11 protein-coding genes are annotated in these 19,080 nt (G+C 71.8%); 5 read left to right on the top strand and 6 right to left on the bottom strand.

Features of this window, described 5'->3' with window-relative positions; translation table 11 throughout:
* The first annotated feature begins 28 nt into the window (after positions 1 to 28).
* Positions 29 to 772, top strand: coding sequence for a glucose 1-dehydrogenase (locus tag OCJ37_RS00640; RefSeq protein WP_263111733.1), 744 nt, complete (start codon positions 29 to 31; stop codon positions 770 to 772).
* A gap of 220 nt (positions 773 to 992) precedes the next feature.
* On the opposite strand, the gene OCJ37_RS00635 is transcribed toward OCJ37_RS00640, so the two are convergent.
* The 5 genes from OCJ37_RS00635 to OCJ37_RS00615 form a co-directional block, all read right to left on the bottom strand.
* A complete protein-coding gene (locus tag OCJ37_RS00635) occupies positions 993 to 1,871 on the bottom strand; it encodes a hypothetical protein (protein WP_263111732.1) in 879 nt (292 codons plus the stop codon).
* A 141-nt stretch (positions 1,872 to 2,012) separates the two neighbouring features.
* Positions 2,013 to 3,983, bottom strand: a complete 1,971-nt coding sequence (gene recD, locus OCJ37_RS00630; protein ID WP_263111731.1) for an exodeoxyribonuclease V subunit alpha — start codon at positions 3,981 to 3,983, stop codon at positions 2,013 to 2,015.
* Complete coding sequence (gene recB / locus OCJ37_RS00625) at positions 3,980 to 7,861, bottom strand: exodeoxyribonuclease V subunit beta (RefSeq protein ID WP_263111730.1); 3,882 nt, start codon at positions 7,859 to 7,861, stop codon at positions 3,980 to 3,982. The genes recD and recB overlap by 4 nt, the downstream gene beginning before the upstream one ends.
* On the bottom strand, positions 7,858 to 11,271 hold the full coding sequence (recC, locus tag OCJ37_RS00620) for an exodeoxyribonuclease V subunit gamma (protein ID WP_263111729.1): 3,414 nt from the start codon (positions 11,269 to 11,271) through the stop codon (positions 7,858 to 7,860). Before recC ends, recB begins: the two co-directional genes overlap by 4 nt.
* Positions 11,272 to 11,657: 386 nt before the next feature.
* The gene (locus tag OCJ37_RS00615) at positions 11,658 to 16,181 is read right to left on the bottom strand and encodes a putative Ig domain-containing protein (protein WP_263111728.1); all 4,524 of its coding nucleotides are present in this window, start codon (positions 16,179 to 16,181) and stop codon (positions 11,658 to 11,660) included.
* Between the two features lie 267 nt (positions 16,182 to 16,448).
* Between OCJ37_RS00615 and OCJ37_RS00610 the strand changes: the two genes are divergently transcribed.
* From OCJ37_RS00610 to OCJ37_RS00595, 4 genes are all read left to right on the top strand, one after another.
* Positions 16,449 to 16,994: a phage tail protein gene (locus OCJ37_RS00610; protein ID WP_263111726.1), complete on the top strand. Its 546-nt coding sequence runs from the start codon at positions 16,449 to 16,451 to the stop codon at positions 16,992 to 16,994.
* A 70-nt stretch (positions 16,995 to 17,064) separates the two neighbouring features.
* Positions 17,065 to 17,592, top strand: coding sequence for a phage tail protein (locus OCJ37_RS00605; protein ID WP_263111724.1), 528 nt, complete (start codon positions 17,065 to 17,067; stop codon positions 17,590 to 17,592).
* A gap of 60 nt (positions 17,593 to 17,652) precedes the next feature.
* Positions 17,653 to 18,192, top strand: a complete 540-nt coding sequence (locus OCJ37_RS00600) for a phage tail protein (protein ID WP_263111723.1) — start codon at positions 17,653 to 17,655, stop codon at positions 18,190 to 18,192.
* A gap of 64 nt (positions 18,193 to 18,256) precedes the next feature.
* Positions 18,257 to 18,757 (top strand): GNAT family N-acetyltransferase, encoded by a 501-nt coding sequence (locus OCJ37_RS00595; RefSeq protein WP_263113765.1) that lies wholly within the window; start codon positions 18,257 to 18,259, stop codon positions 18,755 to 18,757.
* Here OCJ37_RS00595 and OCJ37_RS00590 read toward each other — a convergent pair.
* On the bottom strand, positions 18,750 to 19,037 hold the full coding sequence (locus tag OCJ37_RS00590; RefSeq protein ID WP_263111722.1) for a DUF6916 family protein: 288 nt from the start codon (positions 19,035 to 19,037) through the stop codon (positions 18,750 to 18,752). The genes OCJ37_RS00595 and OCJ37_RS00590 overlap by 8 nt on opposite strands.
* Positions 19,038 to 19,080: the final 43 nt, after the last annotated feature.

Here is a 19,080-nt window from a genome sequence, read left to right as displayed (position 1 = left end):
TCCTCCACTTATACGGAAAGGGAACGAGATGAACAGTCGATTCGAGGGCAAGGTTGTCGCGATCACCGGTGGCACCGACGGCATCGGGCTGATGACGGCGAAGGCGTTTGCGGCGGAAGGCGCGCAGGTCTACGTCACCGGACGGCGGCAGGACCGGCTGGACGCGGCCGTGGCGGAGATCGGCCGCGGCGCCGTGGGCGTGCAGGGCGACGTCGGCGTGCCGGAGGACATGGACCGGCTGTACGCGCGCATCCAGCAGGACCATGGCCGACTGGATGTCGTCTTCGCCAACGCGGGCGTTTCCGAGTCCGCGGCGCTCGGCGAGATCGACGAGGCGCACCTGGAGCGTTTGCTGACGACCAACGTCAAGGGCACCGTCTTCACCGTGCAGAAGGCGCTGCCGCTGATGACGACCGGTGGCGCCGTGATCCTGGCCGGCTCCGTGGCGGGCAGCAAGGGCATCGGCGCGCTGTCCGTGTACAGCGCGACGAAGGCGGCCATCCGCTCCCTGGCGCGCACCTGGACGACCGACCTGAAGCACCGCGGCATCCGCGTGAACGTGGTTTCGCCCGGCATGGTCCACACGCCGGCAATGCAGACCTACCTGGAGCGCAATGCCGGCGCCGAGGACGCCTTCAAGCAGATGATCCCGTTCGGCCGCCTCGGCAGCTCGGAGGAGACCGCCGAGGCGGTGCTGTTCCTGGCCTCGGACGCGGCCAGCTTCGTCGCGGGGCACGAACTGTTCGTCGATGGCGGGGTCATGGCCGTCTAGGCCGTCCGCCGACGCGGCTTGCACGCTTCACCGAGCCTCGCGGCCCTTGGCCCGCGCGTCGCGCAGATCGTCGGCGCCGGCGTAGCGGGTCCTCTCATGCCGGACGTCGCGCATCGCCGTCCGGCAGGGAACATCACGCCACAAGTACCGTCGACGCCGCGCGGTTCATGGTTGGCCCGGATCGACGACAGGCTTGTTCATGTACGTCTCCACATTTGCCTTAGGGACTGGGTATGCGTGTCCAGGCCGCTCCGTCAAACGCTGCAAGATGTCGTTCACCGGATGACCACAGGCACTGCTCGTTCGCGTCCAGGTATCTGAAAGTCTGGTCGCGGGGAAGCCCTGTCTCGACCCTCGCCAGCTCGCTGCCTTGCAGCATGTAGAGTGCTTCGGTGGTTGACAGCCAGAGTCGATCATTGAACCAGGCCATGTCCCAGAACGTATCTTCGGTAAGCCCATGCTCAACGAGTTCCCAGCGACCGGCACGGCCGCGTATGACGACGCCCGACTGACCTGAGAGGTAAACGACGCCATCGGGTGCGCAGAGAACGTTTTCCAGCACGATTTTGGTCGGACTTTCGCTTCGCTGCCAGGCACCCTGTCGGCGGCACCAGATCTCGCCCTGGTTGCCGGCGGCATAGATTTCATCCTCGCCAAAGCCATCGATGGATTCGAAGCCACTGAGGTTGGCGGCGGTCGGATCTTCGACCACTCCTTGATCGCAGCGCTGCCAGGTTCTGTCCTTTCGACTATGGACCTGGCGGCCGACGCCCGTGGCATAGACACGTCCACCGATCGCGCGGATGTCGCGCAGCAGGCCGTGCTTGCTGGGTTTCTCCTCGACTATGTCCTCATAGGCCTGGCCATCGGGTGCAGCGCGATGAACGCTACCATTGGCGCCAAGCGTCAGGATTTCGGGAGCGGCGCCGCGAATTGCGCATATACCGGCGGAAATCGCTTGAACGTGGTAGTTATTCCATTCTCCGGTCCATCGAAAGACCCGGGTGCCGGGCTCGCGCTTGGAGTAGGCGAGCACATAAACGCGGTTCTTGTCGAAGACTGCGACTCGGCTCAGAGTCCAGTCCGCTATCTGAGTCATGTCGTTCCTGCTCCAATTGAATTACCAAGCATCGATGGTGACCTACGGGATCGTTTCGTGGAGTGGCGCCTTCTGATCGTCTCGAAGGTGGGTGGGTGGTCCTCACCGGGGTTTTGCCCCTGACACGGTATCCGCACCTGTTCAGAACAGCGTGCCCTGCGTGGGTGTGGTGGGCACCTGGGATGCCTCGACGGCGGCCGGAACGTCTTCTTCGCCCAATCGCCACGCCAGCCCCGAGATCCGCGCCGCGTGCCGCGCCAGCGCGGCGCGCAGCACGGTTTCGCTGGCGGCCAGGTGCAAGGTCTGCCGCGCGCGGGTGATGCCGGTGTAGACCAGTTCGCGGCTGAGCACGCGCACGTCGCGGGTCGGCAGTTGCAGCCAGACCTCCTCGAACTCCGAACCCTGCGCCTTGTGCACGGTCATCGCGAAGGCGCTTTCGTGCGCGGGCAGCGCGGCGGGGTGGAAGCCGCGGACCTGGCCGTCGCCCTCGCCTTCGAACCAGGCCACCAGCGCGCCATGCGTGTCCCGCAGGCAGATGCCGACGTCGCCGTTGAACAGGCCGTGGCGGTAGCTGTTCTCGGTGATCAGCAGCAGCCGGCCGTGGAACCAGGGCGAGGCGGCGCCGAGGCGGCGGGCGCCGGCGCCGCTGTCGGCCAGCAGCTGTTCGATGCGGGCGTTGAGGCCGCGCGCGCCTTGCGGGCCGGCGCGCACGGCGCTGAGCAGGCGCAGGCGCGCGGCGTCGCGCAGGGCGGCCGCGGGATCTGCGGCGTCGGCCAGGCCGCGCCAGTGCGCGAGCAGGGCGTCGCGGCGGGCGGCGAGCGGGTCTTCGCCGTCTTCGTGGAAGTGCACGCCGGCCAGCTCGCCGCTGCGCAGCAGGGCCAGGGCGGTGTCGGCATCGCCGGCGCGCACGGCGTCGGCCAGCGGCGCCAGGGCGAAACCCTGCGCCTGGCGGTAGCCGCGCAGCAGGTGCACGCGGTGGCCGGCCAGGCCGCCGCGGCGGGGGTCGGCAGCGCTGGCGCCGAGCAGCGGTTGCAGGGCCTGGGCGTCGTCCGGCTGCAGCGCGTCGCCGGGGCCGGCGGCCTGCAGGATCGCGGCGAGCACGTCGCCGGCTTCGACGGACGGCAGCTGGTCGGCGTCGCCGAGCAGGATCAGCTGGGTGCCGTCGGCGACGGCTTCGACCAGCTTGCACATCAGCGGCAGGTCGACCATCGAGGCTTCGTCGACCACGATCAGGTCGAACGGCAGCGGGTTGTCGGCGTCGTGGCGGAAGCGCGGCAGGTCGGGGATCACGCCGAGCAGGCGGTGCAGGGTGCTGGCGCCGGCCGGCAGCGCGCCGGCCAGGGCTGGATCGATGCCGCTTTCGGTGGCGCGTGCCACGGCGCTGCGCAGGCTCTCGGCCATGCGTTCGGCGGCGCGGCCGGTGGGCGCGGCCAGGGCGATGCGCGGGGCGTCGGTGCCCGTGGCCTGGGCCTGGGCGATGCGCAGCAGCAGCAGGCGGGCGATGGTGGTGGTCTTGCCGGTGCCGGGACCGCCGGTGACCAGCAGCAGGCCGCGGCGCAGGGCCAGGGCGGCGGCCTGGGCTTGGCGGTCGGCGGGGTGGTCTGCGGCGGACGGACCCTCGCCCGCCCTTCGGGCGGTCGCCGAGGGGAGCGGGAACAGCTGCGCGAACAGCGGGGCGAGCGTGGCGGCGTCGAAGGCCGGCAGCGGTTGCGCGGCGAGGCGGCGCAGGCCCTGCGCCAGGCGGCGTTCGTATTCGCGGTAGCGGCGCAGGTAGAGCAGGCCGTGTTCCAGCACCAGCGGGCAGTCGGCGGCGGCCGGGTCCTCGGGCGCGGGCTGGGCGATCCAGCGCGAGGCGGCCAGGGCGCGGTGCCAGTCGGCCGGGTCCGGCAGCGTGGGCGGCGGGCCGTCGCGTGGGTCGAGCAGGATGCCGGCGCGGTCCGGATCGAGGCCGGCGTGGCCGCTGGCGACGGCCAGCGAGGCCAGGGCGGCGCCGGACAGGACCAGGCTGTCGGTGTCCGGGGCCAGGCGTTGCAGGCTCTGGGCGAAGGCGAGGTCCAGAGTGCGCAAGGTGCCGGCGCGTTGCAGGGCGTCGAGCAGGTTGGGCTGGGTCATGAGGTGGGCGCTCCGTGTTCGGAGGCGCCTTGGGCGGACGTACCCTCACCCCACCCCCTCTCTCCCGCGGGGACTTCCTGCGGTCGCCGAGGGGACACGGGCTCGGGCGGGGCGCCGGCGAACAGGGCGTCGACGGACTCGACCAGTTCCGGGTCGAAGCGCCAGGCGTATATGCCCGGCGAGGGATCGCGGGTGGCGTCCAGGCCGCGGCAGAACAGGTAGCGCACGCCGCCGAAGTCGCGGGCGTAGGCGTAGGCATCGCCCAGGCGGAAGCGCAGCCAGCGGTGCAGGGCCACGGTGTAGATCAGTGCCTGCAATTCGTACTCGCTGTGCGCCATCGCGCGCGCCAGTGCGTCGGCGTCGTAGCCGGGCAGGCGGTTGGATTTGTAGTCGAGCACGTACCAGCGCCCATCGTGCTGGTAGGTGAGGTCGATCAGGCCGGTCATCAGGCCTTCCAGGCGCTGGCGCGCGCCGAAGGCCTGGCGTTCGCCGACCACGCCGAAACGGTGCAGCAGCGCCAGCAGCGCGTCGACGCGCGTGGGCCGCATGGCGAAGTGGAATTCCATTTCGTTGCGGCGCTGCGGTTCGGGCACCGCGGCCAGGTGGGTGCCTTCGGGCAGTGCGACGGTGAGCGTGTGGCCGACCAGGGCGGTGAGCATGGCCGCGCCGTCGTCGAGTTCGTCCTGGGCGTAGCCGCCGCGTTGCAGCGCTTCGACGATGGCCGCGGTCTGCCCGTCCGGCGCCGGCTGGCCGGGGCGCCAGTCGCGCCAGGCGGCGAAGTCGCAGCGTTCGAACACGTCGTGCATCGCCACGCCGAAGCGGTTGCCGGCGAAGCGGCGGTCGAACGCTTCCACGTCCAGCACCGTCGCCACCGCCTCGTTGGACGGCTCGTCGCTGCCGCCGCTGCCGACCACGGTGGCGCTGGCCATCGGGTCGGTGGCGGCGCCGGCATCGGCATTGGCCAGCTGGGTGAAGCTGTACACCCACCAGTCCGGCGCGATGTGCCGCTGCGGCACGCGCGCCGGCGGCACCTGGATCTCATCGGCCGGCGGCAGGCGCGGCACGCTGGTGGGCGGCGGCGTGGTGTCGATGGCGATCGCGCCCTCGCCTGCGGCGGCCTGCAACGCTTCCAGGTCGCCGACCATCGCCGCCAGCGCGGTGCGCTCGTGCTGGTGGAACGCGCCGGTGGCGATCCACAGCGCGTGTTCGGCGCGGGTCAGGCCGACGTAGAGCAGGCGCGCATCCTCGGCGCGCTGTTCCTGCTTCCATGCGGTCTCGGTCGCGCTCCAGGCCGAATCGTCGCCGCCCCACTTCGAGGTATTCCAGTGCAGCTGGCGGCCGTCCGGCGGCGCATGCACGGCGCAGTGGCGGCCGGCGCCGCGGTCGCTGCGGCCGATGCCGACGTAGGGCAGGAACACCAGCGGATATTCCAGGCCCTTGCTCTTGTGCAGGGTCACGATCTGCACCCGGCGCGCGTCCGATTCCAGGCGCAGTTGCTGGGTCTCGTCGCTGTCGTCGGCATTGGCGATGCGCCGCGCCAGCCAGTCGACCAGGCCGTGCGGGCCGAGCGCGCGGGTGTCGGCTTCCTGCAGCAGTTCGGCCAGCTGCAGGTAGTTGGTCAGCCGGCGCTCGCCGTCGACCAGCGCCAGCAGGCGCTGCGCGTTGGCGGCGCCGAGGTCGCCGATCAGCGCCAGCGGGCCGCCGCGCTGCCAGCGCTCGCGCCAGTCCAGCGCCTGTTGCTGCCAGCGGCGGTGGCGGTCGCCGTCGTGCTCGAGCGCGGCGATCGCCGCGGCGTCCTCGCCGATCAGCACCGTCGCCAGCGCCGCGCGCAGGCGGCTGTCGTCGCCGGGGTCGAGCAGCGCCTGCAGCAGGGTCAGCAGTTCCAGCGCCTCGTCGGTGGCGAACAGGCTCTGCTTGCCGGCGGCCACGGCGGGAATGCCGACCGCGCCCAGCGCCTGCTGGATGCGGGTGGCCTCGCCATGGCTGCGCACCAGCACCGCGATGTCGCCGGCCTGCACCGGGCGGCCGGAAAGGGTGGCGGTGCCGGCGCGGCCGTCCGCCAGCCAGCCGCGGATCGCGGCGACGCAGGCGGCGGTGCACAGCGCGCGGGCGCGGCCGGCGCTCCACGGTCTGGGCTTGCCCTTGTCCGGGGGCGGCGGTTCCGGCGCGCGCCACAGGGTCAGCGCCGGCGCGGTGGCGCCGCCGCGCTGCAGGTCGGCATCGGCGCGCTTGGTGCCGGGCTGTACCGGGTGGAAGGCGATGCCGTCGGTCAGGAACGCCTGCGCATGGCCGGCCTGCGCGTACAGCGCCTCGATCGCCGCCAGCAGCGCCGGGCGCGAACGGAAATTGTGCCCGAGCGGCGGGGCCGGTTCGGCGGTGGCGGCCGCAGCCAGGTAGGTCTGCACGTCGCCGCCGCGAAAGCCGTAGATCGCCTGCTTGGGGTCGCCGATCAGGGCGAGGAAGCGCGCTTGCGCTTGGTCGTCGGATGCGGCGCTGGCGGTATCGCCGCTCGCGTGGCCTTCGCCTGTGGCCGCCGGCCCGAACACGCGGCAGAAGATCGACCACTGGCGTGCGTCGGTGTCCTGGAATTCGTCCACCAGCGCGATGGCGTATTGCGCGCGCAGCCGCTGCGCCAGCGCCTCGCCCTGCGCGCCCTGCAGCGCGCGCGCCACGCCATCGACCAGGTCGTCGTAGGTCTGCACGCGGCGCTGGCGCTTGAGCAGGGCCAGGCGCGCGCTGGCGTCGTCGCGCAGTGCGTGCAGCAGGCGGATGCGGCGCCTGGCGCGCCATTCCTCCACGCGCGCCAGCGCGGCCAGATAGCCGTCGATGGCGTGGCTCAGCGGCGAGGCGGGCGTGCGGTCGACGAACTTCTTGTTGGTGCCGGCGGCCAGGTCCGCGGCGGTCAGCTTGGCGAGCTTGGGGTGCGGCGGCAGGCCCGGCGCGGGCGCGGCGGCGAACCCGTCGAACCAATGCCACAGCGCCGCCAGCCAGTCGGGCTTGTAGCTGACCTTGCTCAGCACGCCACCGTCGATCGCGGCCATGATGGCGTCGAAGAACGCGACGCCGTGCGCATGGAACGCGGCCGCCAAGGCGTTGCCCGCGTCCTGCGCCGCCTGCAGCAACGCGGCCGGATCGTCGGTGCTGGTGGCGACCGCCGGCAGCAGCCGCGGATGCCGCACCAGTTCGCGCAGGTCGCTGGCCAGCGTCTCGGGGCCGCCCGGCCACAGCGCGACCAGGTCCTCGGCCGTCGCCGCATCGGCGGCGCGCAGGCGCCACAGATCGGCGGCGACGTCGGCCAGCAGCTCGCGGTCGTTGGCCAGCAGTTCCGGCGCGGCGAAGGTCTGGCCGCTCTCCAGCGCGTGTTCGCGCAGCACGCGCGCGCAGAAACCGTGGATGGTGAAGATCGCGGCGAGGTCGATCTCCTCCACCGCCTGCTGCAGGCGGCGGCGCAGCGCGGCGGGGGATTCCTCGCTGGCGGCCAGGTGCGCGGCGAGGATGGCGCGGGTGAGGACGGCGTCCGGCGCTTCCTGTAGGAGCGGCTTCGGCCGCGACCGGCCGTCGGCGACCGCTGCCGGCGACCGGTCCTCCGAACGCTCTGTCGCCGACGAAGCCGCTCCTACAGGAAGCGGGGCGGCGTCGGGCACCAGCGCCGCGGCCAGGGCCAGGCGCTCGCGGATGCGCCGGCGCAGTTCCTGGGTGGCGGCCTCGGTGAAGGTGACCGCCAGGATCTGGCCCACGCGCAGCCCGCGCTCGACCACCAGCCGGGTGAACAGCGTGGCCAGGGTGAAGGTCTTGCCGGTGCCGGCGCTGGCCTCGATCAGGCGCACGCCGCGCAGCGGCAGGCTCAGGTACGGGTCCTCGGCGAGCGGGGCGCTCATTCGGCCTCCTCCTGCGCGCCGCGCCACTGCCGCCAGCTCTCGGCCAGCCGCGCCGGATCCAGCGCGCTGCCGGCGCTGCCGCGTTCGAGCAGCGCGTACAGCCGGTGGCTGGTGGCGGCGAAGTCGGCGAAGCGCTGCGCGTCGGCGAACGGGTCGCGGCCACGGTGCACCAGGCGCAGTTCCGGGCTCGCCGCCTCGCTCCAGCCGAAGCTGGCCTGCCACTGCGCGGCGGCGTCCTTGACCGCCTTGTCGAGGTCGTCCTCGCGCGCGGCCTGGTGGTACTTCCAGCTGCTGTACGGGGCGAACGCCAACGGCGCCTGCAGGCCATGCCGGTACAGCTGCAGCAACTCGGCCAGCGCCGCCTGCGCCTGGGCGGGCGACAGCGGTTCGGCCGCGTTCGCCTCCATCGGATGCGGGCCCAGGCTGTCGTCGTGTTCGAAGAAGCGCACGTACGGCGCGCGCTCGCCGGCGGCGCGCAGCAGCAGCCATTCCAGGCCGTGGCGGATCGCCGCGCGGCCGCTGAGCGCGCCGACCTGCACCCGGCCCACGCCGTTGGCGTACCAGCCGGGCAGGCGGCCGTGCAGGTCGATGCCGTCGATCCGCACCTGCAGCCGCTGCGACTGCGCCGGCGCGGCGCCGCGCCACTGCGCGAACGCCTCGGCGTACGGGCGCAGCTGGCGCAGGCGCTCGTCGAGCAGGCGCCGGCCGAGCGGGCCGGACGGCAGCAGCGCGCGCGCGCGCAGGCGCGCGTACAGGCCGTCGGCGGCGTCGGCGAGCACGGCTTCCAGCACCTGTTGCTGCAGGCCGTACTGGTCCAGCCCGCCGCTCGGCGCCAGCAGCGGCTCCAGGTCGCTGTCCTCGCCGGCCGGATCGGGCAGGCGCAGCCCGAGGCGATGGCGCAGGAACTGCCCGGCCGGATCGGCGAACAGCCGGCGCAGGTCGTCGATCGACAGGCTCGCCGGCAGCGCCAGGTCGTCCGCCGGCAATGCGCCGGCCACCCACGGCGCCAGCGGCTGGCGCTGCCCGGCCAGGCTGTCCACCGCCGGCCGCCACTGCCGGCGGTAGCTGAAGCGGCGCGGATCGGCGCCGTCCTCGCCGAGCGCGCCGAACGCGGCGGCGGCGAACGGTTGCAGCGGATGCCGCACCACGAGGTGTTCGATCGCCTTGGGGTCGGCGTGGTACTGCGCGGCGCTGGCCAGCAGCTCGCTGACCAGCACCGACGGCTCGCGCGCGCTGCCGTCGCGCGCGTCGGCGCCGAGGTAGCTGAGGTAGAACACGTCCTGCGCCGAGGCGAACAGCTGCAGGAACAGGAAGCGGTCGTCCTCGCGGGTGGAGCGGTCGCCGTGGCGGCGGCGCGCGCTGCCCAGTTCGGCGGTCAGGCGATTGAGCCCGGCGGCCGGGTCGCGGCGCGGGAAGTCGCCGTCGTTCATGCCGAGCAGGCAGATCGCGCGGAACGGCAGCAGGCGCATCGGCACCATGCGGCCGAAGCTGATGCCGCCGGTGAGCAGCGGCGCGCGCGTGTCCGATTCGCCCAGCACCGCGGCGAAGTGCGCGCGCACCACCTCGGCCGGCACCGTGCCGGCGTAGTCGGCGCGCTGCGCGTCGCGGGCGAACTGGTCGATCAGGGTGCGCAGCCGTTCCAGCGCGCGCTGCGCGCGCGGCGCGGACGGCGCCTGCGGGATCAGCGCGTCGAGCAGGCCGAGCAGGCATTCGCGCCAGTCCGCCGGGGCCATCGGTTCGGCCAGCGCGGCCTGGTGGCGGTCGAGCACGCGCAGCAGCCGCAGCAAGGTGTCCAGCGCGGCCAGCGCGCTGCCTTCCAGCTGCGGCCACGGCGCCACGCCGGCGATGTCGTCCTCGGCGCCGCTGGCGTGGCCGAGCAACAGCCGGTCCAGCGCGAACCGCCAGGTGTAGGCGTCGTCGCCGGGCGCCTGGTGCTGCTGGCGGTGCGCCGCGTCCAGGCCCCAGCGCACGCCGGCGGCGTGCAGCCAGCCGCGCAGGCGTTCCAGCCCGGTCTCGTCCAGACCGGCCGCCTCGGCGATCGGCGCGGTGGCCAGCAGGTCGAGGATCTCGTGCAGGCCGAAGCGCGACAGCGGCAGGCCGAGCAGGGTCAGGAACACCTCGGCCAGCGGCTCGCTGGCCAGCGGACTGGCATCGGCCAGCGCGTAGGGCAGCGCGTCGTCGCTGCCGTGGCGGCCGAACACCGCGTCCAGGTACGGCACGTACGGATCGATGTCCGGCGACAGCACCGCGATCTCGCGCGGCTGCAGCGGCGGGTCGAAGCGCGGATCGTCGAGCAATGCGCGCAGCTGGTCGTGCAGCACCTGCAGCTCGCGCAGGCGGGTGTGGCAGGCATGCACCTGCAGGCTGGGGTCGGCCAGGTTCACCTGCGGCAACGGCGCCGGCACGGCCGGGGCGCGGCGGTGGAACAGGTCGCTCTGCATGCGCCGCAGCAGGCTGTCGCCGAGGCCACCTGCGGCAAGCGGGAGGCGCGCGGGATCCAGCGGATCGGCGTAGACCGCGATCTCGGCCAGCGGGTGCACCACCTCGTAGTCGCCGACCAGCGCCATGAAGTCGCGCCCGGCCGCGCCCCAGGCCTGCAGCAGCGGGTTTTCCTGCACCTGCGCGGCGAACAGGTCGACCGCGCCGTCTTCGCGGCGGCGCTGCCACAGCGTCTGCAGGTCGCCCCAGTAGCCCTGGGTCGGCGTGGGCAGGTAGAAATGCAGCGTGCCCACCCGCGCCTGGGTGGCGAGCACGCGCAGCACGTCCGGGGACACGTTGAGGATGGCGAAGGCGAACAGCCGCCGCGGCAGGCCCTGCGGCAGCGGGCCGTCGGGCCGCGCGTAGCGATCCAGGTACTGGCCGATGCGGCGCGCGCGGTACTGGCGGCCGCTGGCGATCCGGCGCCACAGCCGCGCCTGCGGATCGTCCGGGTCGGCGCCGCCTTCCCAGCGCAGCAGCCAGTCGCGGCGCCAGGCCTGGTACTTCTCGAACACGCTGCCCAGCTCGCCGGCCAGCGCCCAGGGCTTGAGCGCATCGCCGTCGGCCAGGTAGCCGGCCAGCGGGGCGAGGGCCGCATCGCTGCCGAGATCGGCCTGCAGCGCTGCGTACAGGCGCCACTGCGTGGTGGCCATGTCCAGGTCGTCGGCGGCTGGGCCGAGGTTGGCCTCCAGCGCGCGCGCGACGAATTCGCCGGGGGTGAGGAATTCCAGGTTGGCGGCGACGCCGTGCGCGGCGGCCAGCGTGGACTGCAGCCAGCGGCGCATCGCCACCTGCGGGATCAGCACTGTCTCCGGCGCCAGCAGCGGCTGCCCCGGCACCGGCCGGCGCAGTTCCTCGGCGAGCAGGGCGGCCAGGGTATCCAGCGCGTTGGACGGATACAGACGGAAGTCGGGCGCGGAAGTGGCGTGCATGCGTGCGGCATTGTGCCGGATGCGCGCGCGGCGCGTCGTTCGCGATGCCGGGTGGACGATGGCTGCCGTCGTTGGGCGTGCATGTGCGCTGCGTTATGGCTGCGCTTTACCGAAGCCGGCACATCTTCCAGGGAGCCATGGCCGCATGTTCAGGGGAATTGACCTGCAGAGCCGGATGAGGTGCGGGCGGAGTGTTGTGCTCCCAACTTCGCGAGACGCTTTCGCGCCGGACCCTCACCTCAACCCCTCTCCCGGGGGAGAGGGGCTAACGCGCGTGCGGCTGTCCCTTCTTCCATCGGGACCATGGCCCCTTTTTCGGGCGAAGGTGCCCGCAGGAGCGGATGAGGGACGGACGCAGCCTCCGCCTGCCTGCAGCAGGCGCCGCGTCAGTACTTCTTCTCCACGTTGAACATCCAGGTCTGGTCGCTGCCGCTGTCGCCGTCGGTGACGCCGCGGTATTCGACGCGGGTGGACAGGCCCTGCTCGGTGGTGAACACCGCGCCCAGCCCCAGCATCAGCCGGTTGCGGTCGAACACGCTCAGCCCGGTCCGATACATCGGGCCGGCACCGACGATGTCGGCATAGCTCAGCGTGGCATCGCCGCGGCCCTGGAAGTCGCGCTGGTATTCCACGCGCAGCTGCGGGGTGAACTGGCCCCAGCTCATCTCGCGCCGCCACTCCAGGCGCAGGCCCAGGTTGCCGGTGGTGGTGGACACGTCCATGTCGTCGTAGTGCAGCGCGTACGGCGCCATCGCCGCTTCGCTGTACGCGTCCAGCGTGGCGCGGGCCATGTCCACCCGCGCATACGGGGTGATCTGCCAGTCGCCGCGCTGCAGGTCGGCGCCGGTGGACACCGAGGCGATCCACTGGCTGCCGTCGCGGCCGCCTTCGGCCAGTTCGCCGTTGTCGGTCACGTAGCGGCGCAGGTCGTAGGACAGCAGCTGGTAGCCGAGCAAGGTGTCGAAGAAGAAATGCTTGCCGGGGTGGATGCTGGCATACAGCGCCAGGGTGTAGGCGGTGGCCTTGCTGCGGCTGCCGTTGCTGCCGACGTCGCTGTCGTCGCGGCCCCAACCCAGGCCCGCGCCCAGCGCCAGCCAGTCCGACGCCCGGTAGTCGGCGCCCACGCTCAGGCCGTCGGACTGGAAGTCCACGCCGGCGCGCTGGCTCTGCTTGTCCAGGCTGCCGGAGCGGATCGCGCCGCCCACCCACAGGCCGAGGTCGCCGTCGACCGCGGTCCTGGCGGTCGGGGGCTGCGTCGCCGGGTCGCCGGCCTGCATGTTCGCATCCGCGTCCCAGGTCGGCTGGCTGCACGGTTGCGCGGCCACGCCCCGCTCGGCCTGGCGGCAGTGCGACGTGGCCTGGAAGCGCAGGCTGTTGTCGAAGCTGCGATCGCCGCGATGGGTCGCCTCCAGCCGACGCTGGAAGTTGTCGATCTGGGCCTTGGCGAAGCGCCGGGTCGACTCGGCCTGCGCATCGATCAGTCCGCGCACTTCCGCATCCAGGGTCGGATCCGGGCGCGGCGCGACCACGAACACGATGTCCGCGGCGGCCGAGGTCGCGACCGCATTGGACAGGGTGAAGCGCACCGTGGCCTGGCCGGAGAAGGCCGGGTTCGGGGTGAAGGTCAGCAGGAAGCTCGGCCCATCGGCGGCGGCGGTGGGCGTACCGGTGCCGGCGGCGGACGCGCCGCCGCTGCGGGCGATGGTCGCGGTGCCGGCATTGGCCGGCAACACCGCCACCAGCGTGGCGGCCACGAACGGCCCGCCGGTCGCATTGCGGGTCAGGTCCACCGTCTGCGCTTCGCCGGGCACCGCCGTCGCCGTCGCCGACGCCGCCACCGGGCGCGCGTTGACGGTGATGGCCACCGTGGCCGGTGCCGAGGTGCCGCCGGCGCCGGTCGCGGTATAGCTCAAGGTATCCGCGCCGACGTAGCCGGCCGCCGGCGTGTACACCAGCTGCATGCCGTTCACCACCGCGGTGCCGTGGGTCGGCGCCGTGGTCACCGCGATCGTGTCGATGCTGCCGGTGTCGTTCTCGGTCACCGCCAGCGTCAGCGCGGTATCGACCAGCGTGGCGCCGGAATCGTTCACCGCCACCGGCGCCGGAACCGCCGCGGCGATCGCCACGGTGTAGGCCTGCGCGGCAGTGAAGCCGTGCGCGTCGGTGACGCTGACGGTGAAGGCGGAGCTGCCGATGGCGGTCGGGGTGCCCGAGAGCAGGCCGCCCGCGGCCAGGGTCAGACCGGCCGGCAAGGTGCCGGCGCTGACCGCGTAGCTGTACGGCGCGGTACCGCCGCTGGCGCTCAGGGTCTGGCTGTAGGCATTGCCGACCGTGCCTGACGGCAGCGCCGGAGGCGCGATGCTCAGCGTCGGCGAGGCGATCGCCAGCGTATAGGCCTGCGCCGCGGTAAAGCCGCCGGCGTCGGTGACCGTCACGGTGAAGGCGAAGTTGCCGGCCACCGTCGGGGTGCCCGACAGCACGCCGCCGGCCGCCAGGCTCAGCCCGCCCGGCAACGCGCCGGCGCTCAACGCATAGCTGTACGGCGCGGTGCCGCCGCTCGCGCTCAGCGTCTGGCTGTAGGCGCTGCCGGCCGTGCCGGCCGGCAGTGTCGGCGGGGCGATGGCCAGCGTCGGCGACACGATGCTCAGGCTGTAGCTCTGGCTCGCCTGCCCGGGAGCGCCGGTGGTGCTGTCGGTCGCGGTCAGGGTGAAGGCGAAGTTGCCGACCACGGTGGGGGTGCCGCTGAGCGCACCGGTCGCGCTGTTGACCGTGACGCCGGCCGGCAATGCGCCGGCGCTGAGCGCATAAGTGTACGGCGCGATGCCGCCGGTCGCCGGGTTGACGGCGGCCGTGTACGCCTGGCCGGCGGTACCGGCCGCCAGAGCGGTGGCCGGCAGGGTGATCGTCGGGCTGGCCACGGTCAGCGTGTAGGCGCGGTTGCCGCTGGTGGGGCTGCCGCCGCTGTCGGTGGCGGTCGCGGTGAAGTTGAAGCTGCCGCTGGCGGTCGGCGTGCCGGACAGCACGCCGGCGCTGCTCAGCGTCAACCCGGCCGGCAACGCGCCGGCGCTGACCATGAAGGAATAGGGCGCGGTGCCGCCGCTGGCGCTCAGCGTCTGGCTGTAGGCGCTGCCCGCGGTCGCCGCCGGCAGCGATGCCGGGCCGACCGTCACCACCGCATCGTCGTTGCTGATGGTGCCGGTGCCGGTGGCGCGGGCGATGCCCGCGTTGCTGGCGCCGGACAGGCCGACGCTGAAGGTCTCGTTGGGCTCGACCGCGGTGTCGCCGTTGACGGTGATGGCCACGCCCTGCGCGGTGACGCCCGGCGCGAAGGTCAGCGTGCCGGAGCGCGCGACGTAGTCGCTGCCGGCGGTAGCGGTGCCGTCGGCGGTGGCGTAGTTGACCGAGACGGTCTGGCCGCTGGCCGCGCTCAGGCTCACCGTGAAGGTCGCCGTGGTGGTGCCGCTGTTGCCTTCGTTCACGCTCACGTCGTCGATCGACAGCGTCGGCAGCGCATCGTCGTTGACGATCGTGCCCTGGCCCTGCGCATCGGCGGCGGTGGCGCCGGTGACGTTGCCGACGTTGACGAAGAACGTCTCGTTCGGTTCGTTGAGCGTGTCGCCGTTGACCAGCACGGTGAAGGTCGCGCTGCTGCTGCCGGCGGCGATGGTCTGCCCGGTGAGGCTGGAGGCGGCGTAGTCCACGCCCGCGGTGGCGGTGCCGTCGGCGGTGGCGATGTCGAAGCTGACGCCGCCGGCGCCGGCCGGTTGGTTGAGCGAGACGGTGAAGGTGGCGTTGGTGGTGCCGGCGTTGCCCTCGTTCACGGAGACATCGCCGATCGTCAGCGACGGCTGGTCGTCGTTGAGGATGGTGCCGATGGCGCTGTCCGGCGAGCCGACGCTGTAGCCGCTGCCGGCGTTCAGGCTGATGACGACCGTCTCGTCGGGTTCGACGGTGCCGTCGACGGTCGGGTTGATGGTGATGGTGCCGTTGGTCTGGCCGGCGCCGATCACCAGCGGCGAGGACACGGCCGCGTAGTCGCTGCCCGAGGTCGCGCTGCCGCCGACGCCGAAGGCGACCGACACCGCGTTCACCGGCGCCTGGTCGAGCGTGACGGTGTAGGTGAGATTGGTGGCGCCATCCTCGGGCACGCTGGCCGGGGATACGGCGATCGACGCGGTGGGCACGTCGTCGTTGAGGATGGTGGCGGTGGCGCTGGACGGGCTGCCGATGGAATAGCCGCTGCCGCTGGCCACGCTCATGATCGCCGTCTCGTCCGCTTCCACCGTGCCGTCGGCCACCGGAGTGACGGCGAACGTGGCGGTGGTGGTGTTGGCCGGAACCACGACGCTGCTCACCGCGCCGGTGTAGTCCACGCCGCTGCTGGCGGTGCCGCTGGACGCGATGTTCACCGTCGTCGCCGAACCGCTGGTCTGGCTCAGCGTCACCGTGTAGGTGAAGGCCGCGCCGCTGTCTTCGTTGCGGCTGGCCGGGCTCACCGCGATGCTGGCCGAAATTGCCGGGGTGATGGTGATGTTGACGGTGATAGTGTCGCCAGCGCCATCCTCCAGCGGGAAGGTATCGCTGGTGGCGCTATCGCCATTGTGGGTATAGGTGACGATCTGCGTGCCCTGCGCTCCGCTCGGATTGGGCACGATGAGCGTGCCATGCGGGGGCTGTACGCCGTTCCAGCCGATACCGATATCGTCCGCTCCCGTGCCATCGCAGGTGGTGACGTCGATCTGCACCGATCCGCCTTGCACCACGGTGGCATTCAACGTCGGGCAATACTGGGATGCTGCCGCTGCGGCCGCGCCGGAATGCAGCGCGCTCAACAGCAGCAGCGCAAAAACCAGCGGCCAACGCAAAGCGACGCGCATGCTCGCGAACATACTGGTGCAATTTGTAGACATATTCCATTTCCCCGGAAGATCGCGCCACCCCGCTGGCGCCGGCAACGCTCCTGGTGCCTCAGACAGCGCGGATATAGGCCTGACAAGGCGTATTCCCCTCCACGCTGCGGCGGCATTTGAACAGGAAATTCAGATATTGGTAAAGCAACAAATGCGCCCTGGCTGTCTGATTCATCATTATCAAGACTTGCATCGCGCAAAAGACGTGGTTAAGTGGCCGGCGTCGGACACGATGTCCGTCGCCAAACAATCCGGGGGGAGATCCGCATGAGCGAGTTCTTCGTCGGTCAGATCATGCTGACCGGTTTCGTTTTCGCGCCCAAATATTTTGCGCAGTGCAACGGGCAGCTGCTGCCGGTTAATCAGAATCAGGCGCTCTTCAGCCTGATCGGTTCCCGTTTCGGCGGCAACGGCAGCACCAACTTCGCGCTGCCGGACATGCGCGGGCGCACGCCCGTCGGCTTCGGACCCTCGGCCGATCCGAACTGGCAACCCTCGCCGCCGCCGCTGGGCCAGAGCGGCGGCGCGGAGAACGTCTCGCTGCTGCCCGGCAACCTGCCGGCGCACAACCATCTGCTCGAGTGCACCAACACCGCAGGCAACAGTCGCAATCCTGCCAGCCGCTCGTTCGCTAACAACGCCAGCACCTCGGGTCCGGCCACGGCGCTGTATGCAGCTCCGGGCACATTGGTGGCGCTGGATCCGGCAACCGCCGTCCCGGCGGGCGGCAGCCAGCCGCATCCGAACCTGCAGCCGTACACCACGATCAATTTCTGCATCGCGCTGTCCGGCATCTTCCCTTCGCGCAGCTAGGGCGCCGGCACTTCATGTACGCGGCGCGCCGTTGGCGGCGCGCGGCGCATCACCGACCAGGAAGGACACCATGGCCACTCCATTCATCGGCGAGATCCGCATGTTCGGCTTCGGCCGCACCCCGCAGGGCTGGCAGGCGTGCGACGGCACCCTGCTGTCGATCTCCGAGTACGAAACCCTGTTCGTGCTGATCGGCACGCTCTACGGCGGCGACGGGCAGACCACGTTTGCGGTACCGGACCTGCGCGGGCGCGTGCCGCTGCACCAAGGCCAGGGACCGGGCCTGAGCAACTACGTCATTGCCCAACGCGCAGGCACGGAGACCGTGACGCTGACCGAATTGCAGATGCCCGCGCACACCCACACGGTGGTCGCCACCACTGCCGCGGCAACGGCGACCGCGCCGTCCGGCCTGTTGCCCGGCACGGTCGCCGGCGACGTGTTCTATGTAACCGACAGCGCCGGCGCCACCGTGACGCCGATGGCCACGCAATCGACCACGATCACCGGTGGCGGCCAACCGCACGAGAACACCATGCCCACGCTGACGGTGCAGTACTGCATCGCCACCGCCGGCATCTTCCCGCAGCAGAGCTGATCCCGTTCGGCGCGCCGCGCTCGCCGCGGCGCCCGTCCATTCCACTGGAGGAATGCGTTCATGACCGAACCCTATATCGGGGAAATCCAGCTGTTCGGCTTCGATTTCAATCCCGTCGGCTGGGCGTTGTGCAATGGCGCCACGCTGCCGATCACGCAGAACACCGTGCTGTACTCGCTGCTCGGCGTCGCCTATGGCGGCAACGGCTCCAGCACGTTCCAATTGCCGAACTTCTGCACGCGCGCCGGCTGCGAGCAAGGCCAGGGCGGCGGGTTGACCAACCGCCAGCGCGGCGACGCCTTCGGCAGCGTCGGGGTCAGCCTGTTGAGCACGCAGATCCCGCCGCACGACCACGGCATCGTCTCGTTCTCGCAAACGGATCGGACCAAGAAAAGCGGCACGCCCGCAAACGGCGCGGGATTGTCGGCGCTAGGCAGCAGCACGGCGCGTCCCTTCGCGACGGTACAGCAGCCCGAGGCGCAGTTCTCTCCAACGGCGCTGCTGCCCACCGGCAACGGCCAGGCGCACGAGAACCAGCAACCCTACCTCGCGGTGAACTTCTGCATCGCGCTGTCGGGAGACTACCCGGCGTTCGACTGAGCACGGCGCCGTGGCCGCGACCGGCTTTCCGGACCGACGCGCTGGCCCCGCCGCACCGGCGGCGCTGCGCGCGCGCGGCATCGGCCTGCGCGCCGCGCGCGACGCCGATCTGCCCTGGCTGCGCGACCTGTACGCCAGCACCCGCAGCGCCGAGCTCGCGGCGGTACCGTGGCCGGAGCAGGCCAAGCGCGCGTTCCTCGACCAGCAGTTCGCCCTGCAGCACGCGCACTACCTCGCGCACTTCGCCGACGCCGACTTCCTGATCGTGGAAACCGCGCAGGCGCCGCTGGGCAGGCTGTACCTGCAGCGCGGCGCAGCGAGACACGTGCTGGTCGACATCAGCCTGCTGCCGGTCTGGCGCGGGCAGGGTGTGGGCACCGCGCTGATCGCGCAGGCGCAGGCGCTGGCCGCCGCGGCCGGATGCCCGCTGTCGCTGCACGTGCTGCATGCCAATCCCGCCGCGCAGCGCCTGTACGCGCGCCTGGGCTTCGTGCCGGGCGACGCCGGCGACTCCCACCTGGAAATGCACTGGCGCGCCGCCTGCGCGGCGCCGGCGGTCAGTTGAAGACCGCCTGGTACAGGAAGCCGTCGCGCTCGCGCGCCACCGGCACCAGGAAGATGCCCAGCTCGCCCAGCCGCGCATGCCGCATGCGGTAGGTCTGTTGCGGGAACAGGAACGCGGAGGTGTTGCGGAACAGCAGCGAGAACGGCGCGCGGTGTGTGGCCGTCTTGGCCGGCAGCGGCCGCGCCTCGACCAGCACGAAGGGCACCTCGCCGTCGTTCAGGGCCGCGGCGAAGGTCTCGTTCACGCTTCCGGCGAAATGTTCCAAGGTCAGCAATTCCATGTACCACTCCCTGTCGCGGCGCCATCGCCCCTGCGCATCGTGG

It is taken from the genome of Xanthomonas sp. AM6, assembly GCF_025665335.1.
Lineage (GTDB): Bacteria > Pseudomonadota > Gammaproteobacteria > Xanthomonadales > Xanthomonadaceae > Xanthomonas_A.
Note: the sequence above shows the minus strand (reverse complement) of the source record. Positions and strands in the feature narration are given on the sequence as shown.